The sequence below is a fragment of the Arthrobacter sp. THG-b23 genome, from assembly GCF_059091265.1.
This window is the reverse complement of sequence record NZ_JBNHGM010000004.1, coordinates 62,549-78,900: the sequence shown is the minus strand read 5'-3', so window position 1 is coordinate 78,900 and position 16,352 is coordinate 62,549. Positions and strand designations below refer to the sequence as shown.

At 67.8% G+C, this 16,352-nt stretch carries 16 protein-coding genes; 11 read left to right on the top strand and 5 right to left on the bottom strand.

The features are described from left to right. Nucleotides 1–118: 118 nt before the first annotated feature. From AC5RVD_RS09320 to AC5RVD_RS09300, 5 genes are all read left to right on the top strand, one after another. On the top strand, nt 119–1,045 hold the full coding sequence (locus AC5RVD_RS09320; RefSeq protein WP_494112983.1) for an ABC transporter permease: 927 nt from the start codon (nt 119–121) through the stop codon (nt 1,043–1,045). Beyond that, on the top strand, nt 1,038–2,006 hold the full coding sequence (locus tag AC5RVD_RS09315; RefSeq protein ID WP_494112984.1) for an ABC transporter permease: 969 nt from the start codon (nt 1,038–1,040) through the stop codon (nt 2,004–2,006). Before AC5RVD_RS09320 ends, AC5RVD_RS09315 begins: the two co-directional genes overlap by 8 nt. Beyond that, nucleotides 2,003–3,694: a dipeptide ABC transporter ATP-binding protein gene (locus tag AC5RVD_RS09310; RefSeq protein ID WP_494126776.1), complete on the top strand. Its 1,692-nt coding sequence runs from the start codon at nt 2,003–2,005 to the stop codon at nt 3,692–3,694. Before AC5RVD_RS09315 ends, AC5RVD_RS09310 begins: the two co-directional genes overlap by 4 nt. A gap of 159 nt (nt 3,695–3,853) precedes the next feature. Further along, the gene (typA, locus tag AC5RVD_RS09305) at nt 3,854–5,776 is read left to right on the top strand and encodes a translational GTPase TypA (RefSeq protein WP_493989062.1); all 1,923 of its coding nucleotides are present in this window, start codon (nt 3,854–3,856) and stop codon (nt 5,774–5,776) included. A gap of 9 nt (nt 5,777–5,785) precedes the next feature. Further along, nucleotides 5,786–6,280, top strand: a complete 495-nt coding sequence (locus tag AC5RVD_RS09300) for a hypothetical protein (RefSeq protein WP_494126775.1) — start codon at nt 5,786–5,788, stop codon at nt 6,278–6,280. A 24-nt stretch (nt 6,281–6,304) separates the two neighbouring features. Here AC5RVD_RS09300 and AC5RVD_RS09295 read toward each other — a convergent pair whose 3' ends face one another. Further along, the gene (locus AC5RVD_RS09295) at nt 6,305–6,799 is read right to left on the bottom strand and encodes an ArsR/SmtB family transcription factor (RefSeq protein ID WP_494112988.1); all 495 of its coding nucleotides are present in this window, start codon (nt 6,797–6,799) and stop codon (nt 6,305–6,307) included. 68 nt (nt 6,800–6,867) lie between these two features. On the opposite strand from AC5RVD_RS09295, the gene AC5RVD_RS09290 reads away from it, so the two are divergent. Beyond that, the gene (locus AC5RVD_RS09290; protein ID WP_494126774.1) at nt 6,868–8,184 is read left to right on the top strand and encodes an MFS transporter; all 1,317 of its coding nucleotides are present in this window, start codon (nt 6,868–6,870) and stop codon (nt 8,182–8,184) included. Here the strand turns inward: AC5RVD_RS09290 and AC5RVD_RS09285 are convergent. After that, nucleotides 8,172–8,420, bottom strand: coding sequence for a putative acetyltransferase (locus AC5RVD_RS09285; RefSeq protein ID WP_494126773.1), 249 nt, complete (start codon nt 8,418–8,420; stop codon nt 8,172–8,174). The two genes, AC5RVD_RS09290 and AC5RVD_RS09285, sit on opposite strands and share 13 nt — an antisense overlap. A gap of 91 nt (nt 8,421–8,511) precedes the next feature. Here AC5RVD_RS09285 and fdxA point away from each other — a divergent pair, with 91 nt between their 5' ends. From fdxA to AC5RVD_RS09270, 3 genes are all read left to right on the top strand, one after another. Continuing rightward, entirely contained in the window at nt 8,512–8,835 is a 324-nt protein-coding gene (gene fdxA, locus AC5RVD_RS09280; protein WP_127511272.1) for a ferredoxin, read from the top strand. A gap of 5 nt (nt 8,836–8,840) precedes the next feature. After that, nucleotides 8,841–9,968: a succinyldiaminopimelate transaminase gene (gene dapC / locus AC5RVD_RS09275; protein ID WP_494126772.1), complete on the top strand. Its 1,128-nt coding sequence runs from the start codon at nt 8,841–8,843 to the stop codon at nt 9,966–9,968. A 161-nt stretch (nt 9,969–10,129) separates the two neighbouring features. After that, complete coding sequence (locus tag AC5RVD_RS09270) at nt 10,130–11,413, top strand: citrate synthase (protein ID WP_493989068.1); 1,284 nt, start codon at nt 10,130–10,132, stop codon at nt 11,411–11,413. An 85-nt stretch (nt 11,414–11,498) separates the two neighbouring features. Here the strand turns inward: AC5RVD_RS09270 and galE are convergent, their stop codons facing one another. Continuing rightward, nucleotides 11,499–12,512 (bottom strand): UDP-glucose 4-epimerase GalE, encoded by a 1,014-nt coding sequence (gene galE, locus AC5RVD_RS09265; protein ID WP_494126771.1) that lies wholly within the window; start codon nt 12,510–12,512, stop codon nt 11,499–11,501. Nucleotides 12,513–12,697: 185 nt separating this feature from the next. Between galE and AC5RVD_RS09260 the strand changes: the two genes are divergently transcribed. Next, entirely contained in the window at nt 12,698–13,309 is a 612-nt protein-coding gene (locus tag AC5RVD_RS09260) for a hypothetical protein (RefSeq protein ID WP_494112992.1), read from the top strand. Nucleotides 13,310–13,322: 13 nt separating this feature from the next. On the opposite strand, the gene AC5RVD_RS09255 is transcribed toward AC5RVD_RS09260, so the two are convergent. Both AC5RVD_RS09255 and dapD read right to left on the bottom strand, forming a co-directional pair. Continuing rightward, nucleotides 13,323–14,183, bottom strand: a complete 861-nt coding sequence (locus AC5RVD_RS09255; protein ID WP_494126770.1) for a hypothetical protein — start codon at nt 14,181–14,183, stop codon at nt 13,323–13,325. 15 nt (nt 14,184–14,198) lie between these two features. Continuing rightward, entirely contained in the window at nt 14,199–15,170 is a 972-nt protein-coding gene (gene dapD / locus AC5RVD_RS09250; RefSeq protein ID WP_494126769.1) for a 2,3,4,5-tetrahydropyridine-2,6-dicarboxylate N-succinyltransferase, read from the bottom strand. Nucleotides 15,171–15,249: 79 nt separating this feature from the next. Between dapD and dapE the strand changes: the two genes are divergently transcribed. Continuing rightward, nucleotides 15,250–16,338 carry a succinyl-diaminopimelate desuccinylase gene (gene dapE, locus AC5RVD_RS09245; protein WP_494126768.1) on the top strand — a complete coding sequence of 363 codons (1,089 nt, stop codon included), beginning with the start codon at nt 15,250–15,252 and terminating at the stop codon, nt 16,336–16,338. Nucleotides 16,339–16,352 lie beyond the last annotated feature (14 nt).

Genomic DNA, 16,352 nt, shown 5'->3' with positions numbered 1-16,352 from the left:
AGGCGCTGCGGGGCCGGGCCGTGGCCGGGCCCCGCAACGCCCCAAACCTGACCCCCCAGCGAGAGGCAGGGTTGATGATCCATCACTTGGCGGCACGCAGGGCGCAAGGAGGAAGCTAGTGCTCTGGTACATCTTCCGGCGCTTCCTGCAGATGATCCCGGTGTTCTTTGGCGCCACGTTCCTGGTCTATTTCCTCGTTTTTTCGCTTCCGGGCGATCCCATCCAGGCACTGTTCGGTGACCGCGCCGTCAACCCAGCGGTGGCCGCCCAGCTTCGGGCGCAGTACAACCTGGACCAGCCGTTCCTCATCCAGTACGTCCTCTATCTGAAAAACCTCGTCACCTTCAATCTCGGCAACGACTTCTCCGGCAGGCCTGTTGCCGAGGTGCTGGCCCAAATCTTCCCGGTTACGGTCAGGCTGGCCATCCTCGCGCTGGTCTTCGAAGCCGTCTTCGGCATCCTTTTCGGTTTGATCGCCGGTCTGCGGAAGGGCCGGATGTTCGATGGGACCGTATTGGTCGCCTCGCTGATCGTCATAGCGATCCCGATTTTCGTCCTCGGATTCGTCCTGCAGTTCCTCGTCGGCGTCAAGCTCGGCTGGGCCAGACCCACAGTGGGCGCCCAAGCGGGCTGGTCCGACCTGATCCTCCCGGCCGTCGTGTTGGGCCTAGTGTCGCTGGCCTACGTGCTGCGCCTGACCCGAACATCGATCATCGAGAACATGAACGCCGACTACGTGCGCACCGCGATGGCCAAGGGATTATCCCGGCCGCGCGTCGTCGTCGTGCATATCCTGCGGAACTCCATGATTCCGGTCGTGACGTTCCTGGGCGCCGATCTCGGAGCCCTGATGGGCGGGGCGATCGTGACCGAGGGAATCTTCAACGTCCCCGGCGTCGGCCAGCGACTGTACCAGTCCGTGCTGCGGGGCGAGGGCCCCACCATCGTGTCCATCGTCAGCGTGCTCGTGCTCGTCTACATTCTGGCCAACCTGCTGGTGGACGTGCTCTATGCCTGGCTCGACCCGAGGATCCGTTATGCCTAGAGAACCGCTGGAACGCGACAACCCGGCCATCGAGCATTTCGTTGCGCCCCTGGACGAAACTCCGGTGCTGGCCACCGACAAAGTCGACGAGGATGTCCAGCCGCTCAGCCTGTGGGCCGAAGCGTGGCGCAACCTGCGGACCCAACCGCTCTTCATCATCTCGGCGCTGCTGCTGTTGCTGGTGATTGTCGTGGCGCTCTTCCCGGGGCTCTTCACACAGACTCCGCCGGCGCAAAATTGCCTGCTGGCCAATTCCGACGGCGGACCGGCGCCCGGGCACCCGCTGGGGTTCACCAAGCAGGGATGCGACGTCTATTCGCGCATCATCTACGGGACCCAGGCATCTCTGACGGTGGGTATTTTCGCCACGCTCGGCGCACTGCTAATCGGCGGGACGCTCGGTGCCATTGCCGGCTTCTACGGCGGCTGGCTGGATGCGGTGATCGCCCGGATCGGCGACGTCTTCTTCGCGCTGCCGCTGATCCTGGGCGCCATCATCATCATGCAGCTGCCGTTGTTCCGGGCCAACCGCAACGTCTGGACAGTGGTCATCACGCTGGTGGTCTTCGGCTGGCCGCAGGTGGCCCGCATCACCCGGGGTGCCGTCATTTCCGTGCGCAACGCCGACTTCGTCACGGCGGCCCGGTCGCTGGGCGTTTCCAGGGTCGCCGCCCTGGTCAAGCACGTCATCCCCAACTCGCTGGCGCCCGTCATCGTGGTGGTGACCGTGAACCTGGGCATCTTCATCGTCGCCGAGGCCACTCTGTCCTTCCTGGGCATCGGGCTGCCGCCCGACGTGATGTCCTGGGGCAATGACATCTCCACGGCCCAGGTGTCGCTGCGCTCCAACCCGGCCAGCCTGCTCTGGCCGGCGCTGGCGCTGTCCGTCACCGTGCTGAGCTTCATCATGCTCGGTGACGCCCTCCGCGATGCACTCGATCCGAAGGCGAGGAAGCGATGACGCACATCCGCGAGGTCGACGACGCCGCGCCCCTGCTGCAGATCAAGGACCTGGCGATTACGTTTCGAACGTCCACCGGGGACGTGGAAGCGGTCAAAGACGCCCATCTGACGGTCATGCCGGGGGAGACCGTGGCCATAGTGGGCGAATCGGGCTCGGGCAAGTCGACCACGGCGCTGGCGACTATCGGGCTGCTCCCGGAAAACGGCCGGGTCTCCGGCGGCCAGATCGTCTTCGCCGGGGAAGACCTGGCCGGCGCCAGCAGCCAGCGGATCGTGGAACTGCGCGGCAATTCGATCGGCATGGTGCCCCAAGACCCGATGTCCAACCTCAACCCGGTGTGGAAGATCGGCTTCCAGGTCAGGGAGACGCTGCGGGCCAACGGGCTCCCCTCCGACAATGCCGCGGTGGCGAACGTCCTGGCAGAGGCGGGGCTGCCCGATGCCGCCAGCCGTTCGCGGCAGTTCCCGCACGAATTTTCCGGCGGCATGCGCCAACGCGCCCTCATCGCCATCGGCTTGTCGTGCCGGCCGCGGCTGCTGATCGCCGACGAACCGACCTCAGCCCTCGACGTGACGGTGCAGCGCCAGATCCTGGACCATCTGGAATCAATGACCCGGGACCTCGGCACCGCCGTCCTACTGATCACCCATGACCTGGGTTTGGCCGCCGAGCGTGCCCGCAAGGTGGTGGTGATGTACAAGGGCCGGGTCGTGGAGTCGGGTCCCGCCCTGCAGATTCTGCAGAATCCGCGCCACCCCTACACGCGACGGCTGGTTGAGTCGGCGCCGTCCCTGGCGTCGCGGCGTATCCAGTCGGCGAAGGCCGCCGGCATCGAAACCTCGGATCTGCTGGCACCGGTCGGGCAGGAGGCCACATCCATCGACAACGTCATTGAAGTCAAGGGCCTGACCAAGGTCTTCAAGCTGCGCAGCGGGTTTGGGAAGTCCGCCGACTTCACCGCGGTGGACAACGTGTCCTTCAATATCAAGCGCGGCACCACGATGGCGGTGGTGGGGGAGTCGGGATCCGGCAAGTCCACCGTGGCAAAGATGGTCCTGAACCTCGAGTCGCCGACCAGCGGCCACATTGTCTTCGACGGCGTGGACATGACCGCCCTCAACGCCAAGGCCCTGCTTGCCTTCCGCCGGCGGGTCCAGCCGATCTTCCAGGATCCCTACGGGTCGTTGGACCCCATGTACAACATCTTCCGCACCATCGAGGAGCCGTTGCGCGTGCACAACATCGGGGACCGCAAGAGCCGCGAAGCCAAGGTCCGGCAGCTGCTGGACCAGGTGGCGCTTCCGGCGTCCGCCATGCGCCGGTTCCCGAACGAGCTCTCCGGCGGCCAGCGCCAGCGCGTCGCCATCGCCCGTGCGCTGGCGCTGGACCCCGAGGTGGTGATCTGCGACGAGGCGGTCTCCGCGCTGGACGTGCTGGTGCAGGCCCAGATCCTGGACCTGCTGGCCGGCCTGCAGCAGGACCTGGGCCTGAGCTACCTGTTCATCACGCACGACCTGGCCGTGGTCCGGCAGATCGCCGACCACGTCACCGTGATGGAAAAGGGGAAGGTGGTGGAGGCCGGCACCACGGACAACGTCTTCGACTCCCCGCAGCAGCGGTACACGCAGGAGCTGCTGGCCGCCATTCCCGGCGCGAGCCTGGAGCTGCCGCCGGAGGTGGCCTGACCCCAGGACTCCAGCCCGCCGCCGGCCCCGGCTCCGGGCCGCGTTAGGCCATGGGTGGCGTTGCGGATTACAATGGAGTGCCTACCCGCATCCGGGCACGGCGCTGGCTGTCCGATATTAGGCCCAGGTTCCATGTAATCCACGGAAGAGTAATCCCGCATGTCTGAAACCACCGCATCGACGCAGAGCGCCGTTCGCAGCGACCTTCGCAACGTCGCCATCGTAGCCCACGTCGACCACGGGAAGACCACCCTCGTGGATGCCATGCTGAAGCACACCGGTGCCTTCGCCAGCCACGGCGAAACCGAAGAGCGCGTCATGGACTCCGGGGAACTGGAACGTGAAAAGGGCATTACCATCCTGGCCAAGAACACCACCGTGTTCTACTCCGGCCCGTCCGCCCAGGGCGAGACCATCACCATCAGCGTGATCGACACTCCCGGGCACGCCGACTTCGGCGGCGAGGTGGAGCGGGGCCTGTCCATGGTGGACGGCGTGGTCCTGCTGGTCGATGCGTCCGAGGGCCCGCTGCCGCAGACCCGTTTTGTGCTGCGCAAGGCGCTGGCCGCCAAGCTCCCCGTCATCCTGGTGGTCAACAAGACCGACCGTCCGGACGCACGGATCGACGGCGTCGTCGCCGAATCGATGGACCTGCTGCTGGGCCTGGCCTCCGACCTTGCCGACGAAGTCCCCGATCTGGACCTGGACGCCGTCCTCAACGTTCCCGTTGTCTACGCCTCCGGCAAGGCCGGCCGCGCCTCGCTGACCCAGCCCGCCGACGGTACCCTGCCGGAGGACGAGGACCTGGAGCCGCTGTTCGCCACCATCATGGAGCATGTCCCGGCCCCGTCCTACGACCCCGACGGCGTGCTGCAGGCGCACGTGACCAACCTGGACGCCTCACCCTTCCTGGGCCGCCTGGCGCTGCTGCGCATCTACAACGGCACCCTGCAGAAGGGGCAGACCGTGGCCTGGGCCCGCCAGGACGGCCAGCTGAAGAACGTGCGCATTTCCGAACTCCTGGCCACCCGGGGACTCTCCCGCGTGCCGGCCGAATCCGCCGGCCCCGGCGAGATTGTCGCCGTCGCCGGGATCGAGGACATCACCATCGGCGAGACCCTGACCGACGCCGAAAACCCGCAGCCGCTGCCGCTCATCAAGGTGGACGATCCGGCCATCTCGATGACCATCGGCATCAACACCTCGCCGCTGGCCGGCAAGGTCAAGGGTGCCAAGGTCACCGCCCGCCAGGTCAAGGACCGGCTGGACAAGGAACTGGTGGGCAACGTCTCGCTGAAGGTGCTGCCGACCGAGCGCCCGGATGCCTGGGAGGTCCAGGGCCGCGGCGAGCTGGCGCTGGCCATCCTGGTGGAGCAGATGCGCCGCGAAGGGTTCGAGCTGACCGTGGGCAAGCCCCAGGTGGTCACCAAGACCATCGACGGCAAGGTGCACGAGCCGATGGAGCACATGACCATCGACGTGCCCGAAGAGTACCTCGGCGCCGTCACCCAGCTGCTGGCCGCCCGCAAGGGCCGGATGGTCAACATGGCCAACCACGGCACCGGCTGGGTCCGGATGGAGTTCATTGTCCCGGCCCGCGGCCTGATCGGTTTCCGCACCCGGTTCATGACCGAAACCCGGGGCGCCGGCATCGCCGCGTCCATCTCCGAGGGCTACGAGCCCTGGGCCGGGCCGATCGAGTACCGCACCAACGGTTCGATGGTGGCCGACCGGGCCGGCGTGGTCACGCCCTTCGCGATGATCAACCTGCAGGAACGCGGCTCCTTCTTCGTCCAGCCCACCTCCGAGGTCTACGAAGGCATGATCGTGGGCGAGAATTCGCGGGCGGACGACATGGACGTGAACATCACCAAGGAAAAGAAGCTCACCAACATGCGTGCCGCTTCCTCCGACAGCTTCGAAAACCTCACCCCGCCGCGGAACCTGACCCTGGAGGAGTCCCTCGAATTCGCCCGCGAGGACGAGTGCGTTGAGGTCACCCCGGAGTCCATCCGCATCCGCAAGGTGGTCCTGGATGCCAACGAGCGGCTCAAGGCCGCCCGTGCGCGCGCCCGGGCATAAACTGGACCTATGACAGAGCAGAGGCAACCCGCCGGAGACCACGGCGGGTTGCCTTCCGCTGTTTCGGGCCAGGGCCCCGAACGGCGCGCGGCACGACGGCGGCGTCCCGCCTTTCACGGGTGGGGCACGGCTGTCTTCGGCGCGGTGGTGACGGCGGTCGCGGGAACGGCCCTCCACTCGCAGATTCTCTATGCCGGGGAGTCCGGGTATCCGTGGGGCGCCGCGGCGGCCCTGCTGTTCGCCCTGGCGGTGATGGTCTGGGCCGGGCTCAAGACGCACAACGTCCTGATCGCCGGCCTGACGGGTGTCCTCTCGTACGTCCTCGTCGGACTGATGGCGCTGGCCCCCGGCGCCGAGCCGCTGATCGTCACCGGGACCACCGCGGCGGTGGAATTGCCGATCGCCGTGGCGGGCCGGATCTGGATGATCGGACTGGTGTTCGCCACCGTCGTGGCGCTGCTGGCCTGCGCCTGGGTGCTCAAGCCGCGGCGGGCCGGGGCCTGATTCGGGCCGTCCGCGCGCCGGGCGTCAATTCGCCGTTTGGTCCAGATGGTGGGCCATGAAGATCGAGGTTGCGGTCCCGTCCTCGTCGGCGGGCAACATCGCGTATTCCTCGAAGATTGCGCGGATCTTTCCCAGCATCTCCTGGCGGTGAGCGTCGTTGAGTTTGATGCCCATCCGGGTGGTTTCGATCTCGTCCGGGGCCAGGCCGTCGATTTCCTGCAGGAAGGTCTCTACCAGCACCGGTGCCGCGTCCGGCATCTTCGCGCCCCAGGACATCCGGGTGGCGCGGTAGGGGACTTCCTTGGCCCCCCGGTTGCCCTTTCGCGGTTCCTCGGCCTCCAGGAACCCGGTGTTGAGCAGCGTGCGCACGTGGTGCAGCGAGGTGGCCGGATTCAAGCCGAGCAGTTCCGCGATCTCTTTGTTGGTCCGCGACCGGTGGAGGCAGAGCCGGAGAATGCGCAGCCGTACCGGGGAGCTGAGCGCCCGCCCGGTGGCTTGCAGGTCCTGGTCCGTAGGCATGTCTCCAGCATACGACACCAGGTGCCTAATGATTGACTTTCCCCAATCGCTGCCCGAGACTGTGACCTGTGACTCAGGCACCCGCTCCACGGGGCTCCGGAACCGCCCCGGCAGCCGACGCTGCCCGCCCGGGCGGCGCGCCGCCGTCGTTGTGGCGGGACCCGAACTTCCTCACCTTCTGGTCGGCGCAGACGATCAGCCAGGTCGGGGTCCAGGTCGGCCAACTGGCCGTCCCGGTCCTCGCGGTGATCGTTCTCGGGGCCAGCGAGTTCCAGGTGGGTGTCCTCAACGCCAGCGCCACCGCTGCCTTCCTGCTGATCGGCCTGCCCGCGGGCGCCTGGGTGGACCGCTGGCTCAAGCGGCGGGTCATGATCACGGCCGACCTGGTCCGAGCCGCCGCCATGCTGTCCGTGCCGCTGCTGTGGTGGATGGGCGTGCTGCAAATGTGGCACCTGTATGCGGTGGCGGGCGTGCTCGGCTGCGCCACGGTGTTCTTCGACGTGGCCTACCAGAGCTACATCCCGGTCCTGGTGCGCGGCGACCAGGTGGCGTCGGCGAACTCCAAGCTGGAGAGCACCGCGCAGCTGGCGAGGATGGGCGGACCCGCCGCGGGCGGCGGCCTGCTGCAGGTGATGGCGGCTCCGCTGCTGTTCCTCGCGGACACGCTCGGCTATCTTTTCTCGGCCCTGTTCCTGGTCCGCACCGCAGACCGCGAAGTGCCTGCGCCGCGGCACGGCCGGCGGCCGCTCGTGGTGGAAATCAGGGAAGGGCTTGGCTTCGTGGTGCGGCATCCGCTGATCAGCCGGATAGCCGCGTGCACGGGCCTGACAAATTTCTTCGCCGGATTGGCCTTCACGCTGTTTCCCATCCTGGTGCTGCGCGAACTGGGCCTGGGCCCGGGCCCGCTGGGGCTGGTCTATTCGGTCGCCGCGGCCGGCGGGCTGCTGGGCGCGGTGGCGGCGCCCAAGCTGGCGAAGCTGACCGGCGAAGGGGCGCTGATTCCGCTGGCGAGCGTCGCGTCGGCGGTCTTCCTGGCGGCGATGCCGTTGTCGGCGCTGATGCCGGATACCGCCTCGGCGCTGCTCCTGCTGATCGTCGCCGAGGCCGGTGTCTCCTTCTGCTCCCTGGTCTACAACGTGATGCAGGTGACGATGCGCCAGCGGGTCTGCCCGCCGCGGCTGCTCGGGCGGATGAACGCCTCGATCCGGTTCGTGGTGTACGGCGTGTTGCCGCTCTCCGGGCTGCTGGCGGGCGTGCTGGGCGAAACCATCGGGTTGGTGCCCACCCTGTGGATCGGTGCGGCCGGGTCCGCGCTCGCCGCGGCGCCCGTGCTGTTCTCACCCCTGTGGGCGCTGCGGAAACTGCCAGACAGCTACGAGGGCTGACCGCCGGCGCGCGGGCGGTGCCGCGGCGGGGCGGGCGGCACCTGCTTGGCCGCGGCCACGGCCGACAACGAAACGACGACGTCGCCGCGCCGGGTGCCCACCGTGCAGCTGTCGGCATCGACGGCCAGCAGCTCGCCGAGCACGTCCGTGAAGCCGCCCTCGATTCGGTAGCGGACCACCACGCGTGTTCCCGGTGCTGCTGCGGCGAGAAACGCGGCGGGGGTAGCGGGTATCACGTGACCATCTTAGGTGGGCCGTCCCCGGCTGGGGAGATAATGGTCCCAACCGATACGCTAGAGGGAACTGTTCAGAAAGGTGCTGACGGACGTGACGTACGTAATCGCACAGCCGTGCGTGGATGTAAAAGACAAGGCATGTATCGAAGAATGCCCGGTGGACTGTATCTACGAAGGAGAACGGTCCCTGTACATCCACCCGGATGAATGTGTCGATTGCGGCGCGTGCGAACCGGTCTGCCCGGTCGAAGCCATCTACTACGAAGATGACACTCCCGAGGAGTGGGCCGACTACTACAAGGCCAACGTGGAGTTCTTCGACGATCTGGGTTCCCCGGGCGGTGCCGCCAAGCTGGGCAATACCCACAAGGACCACCCGCTGATCGCCGCGCTGCCGCCGCAGAACCAAGACTGACCTCGATGGCTTCTTTCGGCCTGCAGTTGCCGGATTACCCGTGGGACGCCATGGCGCCCTACGCGCAAAAAGCGGCCGAACACCCGGGCGGCGCGGTGAACCTGTCCATCGGCACGCCGGTTGACCCCACTCCGGCCGTCGTGCGGGAGGCCCTGGCCGCGGCCGCCGACGCCCCGGGCTACCCGACGACGCACGGCACCGCCGAACTGCGGGAAGCGATCGTGGAGTGGTTCGGGCGCCGTCGAAACGTTCCCGGGATGGATCCGGAAGCGGTCATGCCCACCGTCGGTTCGAAGGAACTGGTCGCCTGGCTGCCCACCTTGCTGGGACTCGGGGCCGGCGACGTCGTGGTGCGCCCCGTCGTGGCGTATCCGACGTACGACATCGGCGCCATCCTGGCCGGCGCGACCCCGGTGGCGGCCGACAACCTGGCGGACTTGGATGCGCAGACCAGGAGCCGGGTGAAACTGGTGTGGGTCAACTCGCCGGGCAACCCCACCGGCCTGGTGCGCGACCGGGCGGAACTGCGCACCCTGGTGGAGGACGCCCGCAGCCTGGGCGCCGTCGTCGCCTCCGACGAATGCTACGCGGAGCTCGGCTGGGGCGCCTGGGACACCGCCCGCGGCGGGCAGGCCGTGCCGAGCGTGCTCGATCCGTACGTCGCGCAGGGCACGCACGAGGGCCTGCTGTGCGCCTACTCGCTCAGCAAGCAGTCCAACCTCGCCGGGTACCGTGCCGCCTTCCTGGCCGGAGACCCGGCGCTGATGCCGAACATCATCAACAGCCGCAAGCATGCGGGCATGATCGTGCCGTTCCCGGTCCAGGCCGCGATGCGCGCCGCCCTGCGCGACGACGCGCACGTCCAGGAGCAGAAGGACCTGTACCGGAGCCGGCGCGAGCGGCTGTTGCCGGCGCTGGAGAATTTCGGCGTGCAGATCCGCCATTCCGAGGCCGGCCTGTATTTGTGGGGGACCGCGGGGGAAGATACATGGACCACCGTGGGCCGTCTTGCCGGGCTGGGCATTGTCATCGGTCCCGGCGTGTTCTACGGCGAGGCCGGAAACAGCTACATCCGGGTTGCGTTGACCGGCAGCGACGAACGGATCGACGCCGCCGTCGAACGGCTTTCCTGATCCGGGGCCGACGGCGCCTGACTGTGGATATGAACAAAAATATATGTCCCGGATTAGATATATCCGTGACTCTACGGGTAGCGTTTTACCCGAGTATGTGCATGCTCAGTGCCACAAGCGCCGGCGTGCCGTAAGCTTCCAAACCTCCTGAAGGGGACTCAATGACTGAGCAGACCGGTGCCAAGCTGCACTTCGACGGCGGCGAACTCGAACTCCCACGGCTCAAGGCCGCCGAAGGCAACGACGGCTACGACGTATCCAAATTGCTGAAGCAGACCGGCGCGGTCACCTTCGACCCGGGGTTCATGAACACTGCGGCGACCACCTCCGCGATCACCTACATCGACGGCGACGCCGGTGTGCTCCGCTACCGCGGCTATCCGATCGAGCAGTTGGCCGAGCACTCGAGCTTCCTCGAAGTGTCCTACCTGCTGATTTACGGCGAACTGCCCACCCCCACCGAGCTGGAAGCCTTCGACCAGAAAATCCGCCGCCACACCCTGCTGCACGAAGAGCTCAAGGGCTTCTTCGGCGGATTCCCGCGCGACGCACACCCGATGCCGGTGCTCTCCTCCGCGGTCAGCGCCCTGTCGACCTTCTACCAGGACTCGCTGGATCCGTTCGACGACGAGCAGGTGGAACTCTCCACCATCCGCCTGATGGCCAAGCTCCCCGTGATCGCCGCCTACGCGCACAAGAAGTCCATCGGACAGGCCCTGCTCTACCCGGACAACTCCATGAACCTGGTGGAGAACTTCCTGCGCCTGAGCTTCGGCCTGCCGGCCGAGCCCTACGAGCTGGACCCGACCGTGGTGAAGGCGCTGGACCTGCTGCTGATCCTGCACGCAGACCACGAGCAGAACTGCTCCACGTCCACCGTGCGCCTGGTGGGCAGCTCCAACGCCAACATGTTCGCGTCCGTCTCCGCCGGCATCAACGCCCTGTTCGGTCCGCTCCATGGCGGCGCCAACGAGGCCGTGCTGAACATGCTCCGCCAGATCCAGGCCAGCGGCCAGGCCCCGGAGCAGTTCATGGAAAAGGTCAAGAACAAGGAAGAAGGCGTGCGCCTGATGGGCTTCGGGCACCGCGTCTACAAGAACTACGATCCGCGCGCCCGCCTGGTCAAGGCCACCGCGCACGAGATCCTGGGCAAGCTCGGCGGCAACGACGAGCTGCTGGACATCGCCATGCGCCTGGAAGAGAAGGCGCTGGCGGACGACTACTTCATCGAGCGCAAGCTGTACCCGAACGTGGACTTCTACACCGGGCTGATCTACAAGGCCATGGGCTTCCCGGAGAAGATGTTCACCGTGCTGTTCGCCATCGGCCGCCTGCCCGGCTGGATCGCCCAGTGGCGGGAAATGATCAAGGATCCGCAGACCAAGATCGGCCGCCCCCGGCAGCTGTACACGGGTGCGCAGGAGCGCGAGTACCCGGCCCGCTAGCACGACGGCGGAGCACGCCTTAATGCCAACGGCCCCCGGAGCAATCCGGGGGCCGTTCGTTTTGCTTCAGGCGGACACCGTTTGGTCAGCCGGCGTAGCCCTTCGGGTTGTTCTTCTGCCAGCGCCAGTGGTCTTCGCACATCTGCTCGAGGTTCTTGACGGCGGACCAGCCGAGCTCGGCCAACGCGGCCGAAGGATCGGCATAGCTGATGGCGGCGTCGCCCGGGCGCCGGTCGGTCAGCTCGTAGGGGATGTCGAATCCCGCGGCCTTTCCAAACGCGGCGAGCACCTCCAGCACGGACGAGCCCTTGCCGGTGCCCAGGTTCCAGCGGCGGACGCCGGGCCGGTCGGCAATGAAGTCCAGGGCCGCCAGGTGTCCGGCCGCCAGGTCCATCACATGGATGTAGTCGCGCACGCCGGTACCGTCCGGCGTCGGGTAGTCGCTGCCGAAGACGCGGACCTTGTCCCGGCGGCCCACGGCCACCTGCGCCACGAACGGCAGCAGGTTGTTCGGCACGCCCGTCGGATCTTCGCCGATCCGCCCGCTTTCATGCGCGCCGACGGGGTTGAAGTAGCGCAACAGGGCCACGTGCCAGCGCGGGTCGGAATCGCCCAGATCGGACAGGATGTCCTCGATCTGTTCCTTGGTCCGGCCGTAGGGATTGATCGCGTCCAGCGGAAGCTTCTCGGTCAGCGGCACTTCCTCGGTGGCGCCGTACACGGTGGCCGAGGAACTGAAAACGATGGTGCGGACGTTGTGGGCGTCCATCGCGCGGAGCAGGTTCAGCGTGCCGCCCACGTTGTTGTGGTAGTAGTGCAAGGGTTTTTCGACGGACTCGCCGACGGCCTTCAAGCCGGCAAAGTGGATCACGGCGTCCACGGATTCGGCCTCCAGCACCCGGTTCAGCGCGGCCTCGTCCAGCAGGTCGGCCTGGTGGAACCGTGCCTGCCGGCCGGCTAGCTCCTGGACGCGGCGCAGCGACTCTTCGCTGGAATTGGCCAGGTTGTCGAGCACCACCACGTCGTGCCCCGCCTCCAGCAGGGCGAGCGTGGTGTGCGAGCCGATGAAGCCGGTTCCTCCGGTGACCAGAATTCTCATGCCAACCAGCTTAGTAGCTCACCCCCCGTCTCCCCGGTACGGTCCGCAGCGGGTTCAGTACAGGGCTGGACACCAAGGTCTAGAGTTGAAATACGGGCAGCGGGGGAACCCGGCGGGCGGCACCCGCAGCGGGGGCCACTGCAGAAGAGCTGCGTCGTCGGTCCGAGCGAAAGGACGCGGACAGGATGCACGAGACGGGTGGGCCGGGGTGGCGGATCACCGCAGACACCTCGGGACATATGCTGCTGGCACTCTACCTTCGCGACGTCGCCGGCCTGGCCGGAGCCGGCTGGCCGGGGGTCTCGCCGGTGTTGCCGACGGTCCGCACCGCCGATCCCACCCAGCTGACCGCGCATGTCGGCGGCCCGGCGGCGCTGCGGGACGAGTGGGAGAAGTGGTGGGAGGACCTGGTCCGTGACCGCCCGGGCAACGCCGCGAAGCTGGCCCCGCCGTCCTTTCCCGCCTTCGCCGGCAGCCCCGCGCTGCAGCGGCTGCTGCAGGCCCACTTCGGCGCCGGGATGAGTTGGGCCCGGGCCCGAATGGCCGAGTACGGGAAATTGGCGCAGGAACGTGAGGCCAAGGGCACTACCGGGTTGATCCGCGAACTGGTCCAGGACCGGGAAATGGAACTGGGACGTGCCGCGCGGGCCTTCGAGCTGAAGCTCATCGAACTGCCGCTGTGCGAGCCGCGTGCCTGGTTTGTGGAGCCGGACCGGGTGCTGTTGTGCCAGACACTGATGGACGACGAAGGTGCCTTCCGCAGTTACCTGCAGCCGATCGTCGAACTCATCGTCTAGCCGCGCGGGTGGCTCAGGTGGCCGACTCGTGCGCCACGGTGATCACGACGTAGCCGGTGTCGGTATCGGCGCCGACCCAGCCGCCGTCGTCACGCTGCCAGCGCAGGCCCGCATGGGCAACCGACTCAAGGCCGAGCTCCTTGGCAGAAGCCACCGCCCACTGCGCCACGGCCCAGCCCCGCTCATCGGCTGCGGCCACCCGGACCTCGCGGCCGGCGACGGCCATGTCCAGGCCCGGATGCATTGCCTCCAGTTGCGCCAGGACGGCCGCGGGGTCGCCGGCTGCCTCGGCATCCTTGAGCACACAGTTCAGGGCGGCAGGCGAGTGGCCGGTCAGTGCTGAAGCGAAGGCCTTGGCTTCGGCCTCATGGTCTGCGTACGCCAGCGGATAGGCGCTGCGCTGGACGGTCTGGGCCGCGTCGGTCACCGGCATGGACTCGTAGCCCGGGACCTGTTCGAGCACCTCGTAAAACTTGTTGGCCGCATACACCGGGTCCTGCACCTGTTCCTCGGTGCCCCAGCCCTGGGACGGCCGCTGCTGGAACAGCCCCCGGGAGTCGGGACCGGCCGTATCGCCGTAGTCGATGTTGCGCAGCTTCGACTCCTGGATGGCCGTCGCAAGGGCAATCGACGCGGCGCGTGCGGGCAGCCCGCGACCGATGGCAATCCCGGAGATGAGCGCGGCGTTCGCGGCCTGGTCCGGTGCCAGTTCGAAAGTGTCTGAACCGACGACGGCGGTGCACCGCTCCCGGACCAGGGTTTGGGAACGGTCAATGAAGGTGGCGGCGAAGTAGGCGGCACCACCGACCAGGGCCAACAGGACGATCAGGCTGAGCAGGCTGCGTGTCCTGCGTGCGCGGGCTTGCCGGGACATGGCGGTCCGGAACTGCTAGTTGGCGTGCAGGACCGCGTTGAGCTCGACGCTCTGGCCCTTGCGCGGCAGGACCTCCACCGCGCCGCTGGTGGAGTTGCGGCGGAACAGGAGATTGGGCATGCCGGAGAGCTCCACGGCCTTGACCTGGCGGTGGTCCCCGGTGGCAACGTCGATCAGGCTCACCCGGGTTCCGGCGGTGACGTACAGGCCGGCCTCGACCACGCAGTCGTCGCCGATGCTGATGCCGACGCCCGAGTTGGCGCCCAGCAGCACGCGCTCGCCGATGCTGATCCGTTCCTTCCCTCCGCCGGAGAGCGTGCCCATGATCGAGGCGCCGCCGCCGACGTCCGAACCGTCCGCCACGATGACGCCCGCGGAGATGCGGCCCTCGACCATGGAAGTGCCCAGCGTGCCGGCATTGAAGTTGACGAAGCCTTCGTGCATCACCGTGGTGCCGGCCGCCAGATGCGCGCCGAGGCGGACGCGGTCGGCATCGGAGATCCGCACGCCGGAGGGGACCACGTAGTCGACCATGCGCGGGAACTTGTCCACACCGAAGACGGTGACCTGGCCGCGGCGGCGCAGGCGGCGGCGGACCGATTCGAAACCGTCCACGGCGCACGGGCCGAAGTTGGTCCAGACCACGTTGGGCAGCTGCCCGAAAATGCCGTCCATGTTCAGCGAATTGGGTGTGACGAGGCGGTGGGAGAGCAGGTGCAGGCGGAGGTAGGCGTCGGCGGTGTCGGCGGGCGCAGCGTCCAGGTCGATGCTGCGCGTGAGGACCTCCAGACGGGTGCCACGGTCCGGGTCGGCGCCGCCGGCGGCGTCGGACTCGAGGCCATCCGCCGCGTCCCGGGCGGCGCGGGCGGGGCCCAGGGCCGGCGCGGGATACCAGACGTCGAGGACGGTACCGTCGTCGGTGACGGTGGCCAGGCCGGTGCCGTGGGCGGTGCGGGGCGCGGTTTGTGCGGTGGTGCTCGCGGTCATGGATGCAAGTCTACCGAGCGCGCCGGGGCCCGGTGATGCCGGGAAGGGCCGCAGGCGGACGTCTGGCTAAGCTGGGGGAGTGACTTCCACCATCGCCCTGGACTTGACCGCCGACGTCGCCGACCTGACCGCGGCGCTGATCGACATCAACAGCGTGTCCGGCAACGAAACCGCCCTCGCCGACGCCGTAGAAGCCGCCTTGCGTGCCCTGCCGCACCTGAAGGTGGTGCGTGACGGCGACGCCATAGTGGCCCGCACGCAGCTGGGGCGGCCGGAGCGGGTTATCCTGGCCGGCCATCTGGATACCGTACCGTTGCCGTCCGTGCCCGGCTCCCGCGGTACCGTGCCGTCGGCGTGGGACGGGGACGTGCTGTATGGTCGCGGCGCCACCGACATGAAGGGCGGGGTAGCGGTGCAGCTGGCGCTGGCCGCCGAGTTGACGGCGCCCGGCCGCGACGTCACCTACGTTTTCTACGACCATGAGGAAGTGGACGCGTCGCTGAGCGGACTGGGCCGGCTGGTGCGCAACCACCCGCAGCTGCTGGAGGGCGACTTCGCCATCCTGCTGGAACCGACCGACGGAACCGTGGAAGGCGGCTGCAACGGCACGGCCCGGTTCGAGGCGAGCACGGTCGGCCAGGCGGCGCATTCGGCCCGCGCGTGGCGGGGCGTCAACGCGATCCACGCCGCGGCGGAAATCCTGGTCCGGCTCCGGGACCATGAACCGGCCACTGTCACGGTGGATGGACTGGACTACCGCGAAAGCCTGAACGCGGTGAAGATCAAGGGCGGCACCGCCGGCAACATCATTCCGGACAGCACCACGGTGGAAATCAATTACCGGTTCGCTCCGGACAAGACACCCGGAGACGCCGAGCAGTACGTGCGGAACCTGCTGGAGGGCTTCACGGTGGTGTGCACGGATGCCGCGGCCGGTGCGCGGCCCGGCCTGAACCATCCCGCCGCCGCCGAATTCGTTGCCGCCGTGGGGGCGGAGCCGAAGCCCAAGTACGGCTGGACCGACGTGGCGCGGTTCAGCGAGCTCGGGATTCCGGCCGTCAACTTCGGCCCCGGCGACGCGCTGCTGGCCCACACCGACAACGAACACGTGCCCGCGGAGGCCGTCCGTGAGTGCCGGGCGGCGCTGCGCCGCTGGCTGACGGCCTGACCGTCAGCGGCAGC

Excerpts from the sequence above, each read along its gene's own strand:
- AC5RVD_RS09260 (WP_494112992.1), top strand. The coding sequence starts at position 12,698 with ATGCACGAGACGGGTGGGCCGGGGTGGCGGATCACCGCAGACACCTCG.
- AC5RVD_RS09255 (WP_494126770.1), bottom strand. The coding sequence starts at position 14,183 with ATGTCCCGGCAAGCCCGCGCACGCAGGACACGCAGCCTGCTCAGCCTG.
- galE (WP_494126771.1), bottom strand. The coding sequence starts at position 12,512 with ATGAGAATTCTGGTCACCGGAGGAACCGGCTTCATCGGCTCGCACACC.
- AC5RVD_RS09270 (WP_493989068.1), top strand. The coding sequence starts at position 10,130 with ATGACTGAGCAGACCGGTGCCAAGCTGCACTTCGACGGCGGCGAACTC.
- typA (WP_493989062.1), top strand. The coding sequence starts at position 3,854 with ATGTCTGAAACCACCGCATCGACGCAGAGCGCCGTTCGCAGCGACCTT.
- dapD (WP_494126769.1), bottom strand. The coding sequence starts at position 15,170 with ATGACCGCGAGCACCACCGCACAAACCGCGCCCCGCACCGCCCACGGC.
- AC5RVD_RS09300 (WP_494126775.1), top strand. The coding sequence starts at position 5,786 with ATGACAGAGCAGAGGCAACCCGCCGGAGACCACGGCGGGTTGCCTTCC.
- AC5RVD_RS09315 (WP_494112984.1), top strand. The coding sequence starts at position 1,038 with ATGCCTAGAGAACCGCTGGAACGCGACAACCCGGCCATCGAGCATTTC.
- AC5RVD_RS09295 (WP_494112988.1), bottom strand. The coding sequence starts at position 6,799 with ATGCCTACGGACCAGGACCTGCAAGCCACCGGGCGGGCGCTCAGCTCC.
- dapC (WP_494126772.1), top strand. The coding sequence starts at position 8,841 with ATGGCTTCTTTCGGCCTGCAGTTGCCGGATTACCCGTGGGACGCCATG.
- AC5RVD_RS09310 (WP_494126776.1), top strand. The coding sequence starts at position 2,003 with ATGACGCACATCCGCGAGGTCGACGACGCCGCGCCCCTGCTGCAGATC.